The 4091-nt window shown below is 44.4% G+C and carries 6 protein-coding genes and 1 pseudogene; all 7 read left to right on the forward strand.

The window, feature by feature from the left end; translation table 11 throughout:
• Positions 1-988 (forward strand): hypothetical protein (locus tag QZ076_RS21790; protein WP_293717212.1); only part of this gene is annotated, 988 nt, incomplete at its 5' end.
• A pseudogene (locus QZ076_RS21795) lies at positions 985-1089 on the forward strand (glycosyl transferase); the annotation flags it as partial. The gene QZ076_RS21790 and the pseudogene QZ076_RS21795, both read left to right, overlap by 4 nt.
• Positions 1073-1282, forward strand: coding sequence for a hypothetical protein (locus QZ076_RS21800; RefSeq protein WP_293717217.1), 210 nt, complete (start codon positions 1073-1075; stop codon positions 1280-1282). The pseudogene QZ076_RS21795 and the gene QZ076_RS21800, both read left to right, overlap by 17 nt.
• Positions 1283-1289: 7 nt before the next feature.
• The gene (locus tag QZ076_RS21805) at positions 1290-1532 is read left to right on the forward strand and encodes a hypothetical protein (protein WP_293717213.1); all 243 of its coding nucleotides are present in this window, start codon (positions 1290-1292) and stop codon (positions 1530-1532) included.
• 208 nt (positions 1533-1740) lie between these two features.
• Positions 1741-2106 (forward strand): hypothetical protein, encoded by a 366-nt coding sequence (locus QZ076_RS21810; RefSeq protein WP_293717214.1) that lies wholly within the window; start codon positions 1741-1743, stop codon positions 2104-2106.
• Positions 2107-2429: 323 nt separating this feature from the next.
• A complete protein-coding gene (locus QZ076_RS21815) occupies positions 2430-2924 on the forward strand; it encodes a hypothetical protein (RefSeq protein WP_293717215.1) in 495 nt (164 codons plus the stop codon).
• Positions 2924-4091: DnaB-like helicase C-terminal domain-containing protein (locus QZ076_RS21820; RefSeq protein WP_293717216.1), on the forward strand; the 1168-nt coding region annotated here is incomplete at its 3' end. The genes QZ076_RS21815 and QZ076_RS21820, both read left to right, overlap by 1 nt.

Here is a 4091-nt window from a genome sequence, read left to right on the forward strand (position 1 = left end):
TACGAGAAACATTGAAATACCTTTGTTGCAAATCAATGCCCAATCGGTTTATAACCGGATGATCAATTATATCACTCCGAATGAGGAACTGGTTCCGGAGGTGGTTTCCCGGAATATATCCGTTTATGTCGATTTCCCGGCAGGAAGTATATCTGTCAATCCCAAATACGGTAATAACCGGGCTGAACTGACAAAACTGGAAGAGCATCTGAAGCCCCTTTTACAATCAGATAACGGTGGCGTAACGAAAATCCGTATCACCGGCTATGCCTCTCCCGACGGTAATACGAAGGAGAACGAACGTTTAGCCGGTAATCGTTCTATCCAGTTTAAGGCTTATTTGCGGAAACAATTCAACCTACCGGATAATGGCCTGGTTACTGTCGATTGGGTAGGAGAAGACTGGGACGGGTTGAAAGAGTTGATTGCTAAGTCGGATAAGAAATACAGCAGTCGCGTACTAGCAATTTTCCAACTGACCGATGATCCCGATAGCCGTCGCAAGCAGATCCGTGCAATGGATAACGGTGCCGTTTATAAAGATATTGAAAAGAGTTTCTTCAGTCTTTTGCGCCGTATGGAGTTGGTGGTAGAAACGAAATCGCAGGTCATTTCAGCCAATAATCCTCTGCTGATAGAACAGATTTATAGTCAACCGGAAAAAGTCTCTTTGACAGATTTTTTCCGTGCTGCTTCTTTATATCGCCCTGGTACGGATCAGTATCGCGAAGTATATGAAATGGCGGCTTATACCTATCCTTCATGTGCCGTAGCCCAGTTGAATGCCGCAGCTGCCGCTTTGTCACAGGGTGATAAGGAATCTGCCCGTTATTTTTTCAATCAGGTAGAAGGTGACCAGCGTGCTTGGAATAATTTGGGAGTATTGGCTTTGATGGAAGGTGATAAGGAAAAAGCTGCTGCCTGCTTCCGTAAATATACAGCACAAAATCCTCGCTTAAGCCGTGAGAATTTAAAAATGATGGAATGAAAGCTAAACATGCCTATTTAATTGTCGCTCACAATTAGTTTGATATATTGAAGATCCTTCTGTCTATGTTGGATGACGAGCGGAATGATATTTATTTACACTTCTGTGTGCGCCGTAGTCCAGTTGAATGCCGCAGCTGCCGCTTTGTCACAGGGTGACCGGCATGCCTGGAATAATCTGGTTGTATTGGCTTTGATGGATGGCGATGAAGAAACCGCTATTACCTATTTTCAGAAATTTGCTTCGCAAACCCTTCGTCTGGTACGTGAAAATATGAAGTTGATTAAAAAATGAATAAGATATGAAAAAGCAAATACGTTGTTATTTCACCGATTTCTGGCCAGGTTTTGATTTCAATATTCATATATATATTCGATCAGCCGAAAGAAAAGGCCTACCGGCGTACAATGCACGGGAATATCCCAATATATGCAGAAGGAAAGGTCTGGGAGAAGAAAAGGAACATGAAGCTCAATACTATCGTATTAAACAATCGTGTGATCCGTTCGGTTTTGAAGAAGTTTATAAAATAAGGGTGTTTTGAAATGTTAAGACCTGACTTTTGAATTCAAAATAAGGGACTTTTAAAATCAAAAGTCTGGTCTTTTTTTAGGATATAAGCAACTCATTCCCGGCCTAATACATATAAAAATGGATAAAAAAATTTATGTAGGCTTGCGGGAGGATATCCGTTATCTTTTCCTACTTTTAAACAAAATGTAAAGAAACAACCGGATCCGATACGAACAGTGATGGAAACCGCTGCTTTTCTGCAGGAATCGGATGATGTAAATAACAAGCTATGGTGTAAATTTTCTAGACGTTTCTTTGCTGAATACAGAGATACGATCGTGGAATATTACGGATACAAAAAGCAAATGTATTCTACACCGCCTCAAAGGGTGAACTATCCCCGTTTTTTTGTTGCCGTGATGAAGGTGTTATTTGAATCTGGTATTTTCGGATGCAATAAGAAAGAATTGGCAGATGCGCTTTACGAAGCGTTCTGTTTGGGTAAAGAACGCTCGACGATCAGACGGTGGCTTTACGAAATGCCTCCGGAATATGAAGAGGTTTTAAAATCTTTTAAGAATATAATTCCCACACACAAAAACTAAAAATAAATTACTAATTCGCTGGGAATGAGTTTGCTTTATTCCTGTTTTTTTACATTTTCCGTGTACTCCGCCCCAAAGACAGGCTATTGTATATTTACTGCATCAGGTAAACGGGCGGGAACGTTCGGATTTAATTTTTTGATCGTGTCTCTTTGTATTTATTATAAATAATATTTATTCTATATTAAAGAGGCTGTGCAAACCGCTGTCGGAGTAATGTCTTGTAACCTTGTCCTGCTGTTTGAAAATCAAATTCTGCAATCTGTCACAAATGCGCGCTTTTACCTGTCACGTTTTAATTAATAACTAAAAGGGTAAGAAAAATGAAAAAACGTAAGGAGAACATGACTTCGGATTACCGGAAGTCGGGCTACATCAAAGTGGGCAGGAGTGTGTTGCGGGCTTTTTTCCTGGGTGAACGCGAATTGCAGGAACTGGCAAAAGTATTATTGTGCGTGGAGACATTCGCTTATTTCAGTGAAGGACAGGTTTGTTTGAACGATCAGGTCTATTTCTGCCATCCGGGTGAGTGGATCACTTCCTATACTGAAATTGAAGAACTGACCGGGATCGATCGTCGATTGGTGAAGAAATGCCTGGTAAAGTTGGGGCAACAGCATTTTGTAATCCTTTCGGATGTCGGTTTTTACAAACGTATCGCTTTAGTGAATTACGGACAGTGTTTGGAGGTACACCATGAAGCAACGAAGGTGAATGGAGGAAACGACTGCGATCCGACGGATTCAGGCAGTAGCATCTGGGATATAGCAATGAATTTCTATAATCCGACAGATAAACAGCAAGGAGGGGTGAACTGATGAGTGAAGGACAGAAAAATAAGCGGGAAATTATCCCGAACATCAATCTGGCGATGGAACAAGCCGTGATAGCCGGTTTACTGACCAGTCCGGATGCCATATTCGACGTAGCTGGACGTTTGAAAGCAGACATGTTCAGCGACCACCGACTTCAGTTTGTCTATAAGGCGATCCTTTCGCTGGTGGAGTCGGGAACCGGAATCGATATGCTGACGGTAGAGAATGAGATGCTGCGCCTGGATAGCAGTTTCTATATGCAATTGAACGGTTTGTCGTTCCTTACGGAAATGTTACTGGATGTGCGTACGGATAACCATATCCGTATCCATGCCGACGAGCTGGTACGCTGTTATACTTTGCGACAGTTAGTCAATGGGTTGAAGGAAAAAGAGACGGAGGCACAACTGCCCTCCGCCGACCTGCCGGAATTGTTGACGGGAGTGGAGGAGCTGGCCGGAAGATTACGTAACGGAATGGCTCGTACGGTATCGATGGAAGATGCCGGAACGGTGTCTGCCCGTGTGCTTGAGAAGAGTTATCAGGATCAGGCAGACCGTGAAGCGGGTAAACTGACTCGCGTCCTTTCCGGGCTGTACGACCTGGATGCGCTGACCGGAGGGCTGTATAAAGGGGAGCTGACGGTAATAGCCGGTCGTCCTTCGATGGGTAAATCGGCTGTGGCCTTGTGGATGGCACTTAGTATGGCCCGGAAGGGTATACCGGTCGCTTTCTTCAGTGTGGAGATGAGCAAGGAGCAGAACGTGATCCGACTGTTGTCGATGATCAGCGGGATCGATGCCGACCGTTTGCGTTTTAAGGGTACTTTGGCTTCCGACCGTGTCAGGTTGGAGCAGGCACAGAAAGAGTTGGAACGTTTACCGATCACCCTCGAATATTGCGGATCGGATACGATCGACGACATTCGTGCCAAGGCACAGTCGTTGCATAAACTAGGGAAACTGGGAGCTTTTTTCATCGATTACCTGAACCTGATCAATATCGTCGTATCGAAGAACAGCCTGCAGGAAACGACCGACCTGGCCCTGGGCAGTATTGCCCGCAAAACGAAATTAATGGCAGAGGAAATGGAGATCCCTGTGATCCTGCTGGCGCAGTTGAACCGGGCGGTCGACCGCCGGCAGGGTCTTCACTTCCCCGTACTGAGCG

It is taken from the genome of uncultured Parabacteroides sp., from assembly GCF_905196875.1.
Classification (GTDB): Bacteria; Bacteroidota; Bacteroidia; order Bacteroidales; family Tannerellaceae; genus Parabacteroides.

Coding starts and splice junctions, on each gene's coding strand:
- QZ076_RS21810 (WP_293717214.1), top strand. CDS start 1,741: ATGGAAACCGCTGCTTTTCTGCAGGAATCGGATGATGTAAATAACAAG.
- QZ076_RS21805 (WP_293717213.1), top strand. CDS start 1,290: ATGAAAAAGCAAATACGTTGTTATTTCACCGATTTCTGGCCAGGTTTT.
- QZ076_RS21800 (WP_293717217.1), top strand. CDS start 1,073: ATGATATTTATTTACACTTCTGTGTGCGCCGTAGTCCAGTTGAATGCC.
- QZ076_RS21815 (WP_293717215.1), top strand. CDS start 2,430: ATGAAAAAACGTAAGGAGAACATGACTTCGGATTACCGGAAGTCGGGC.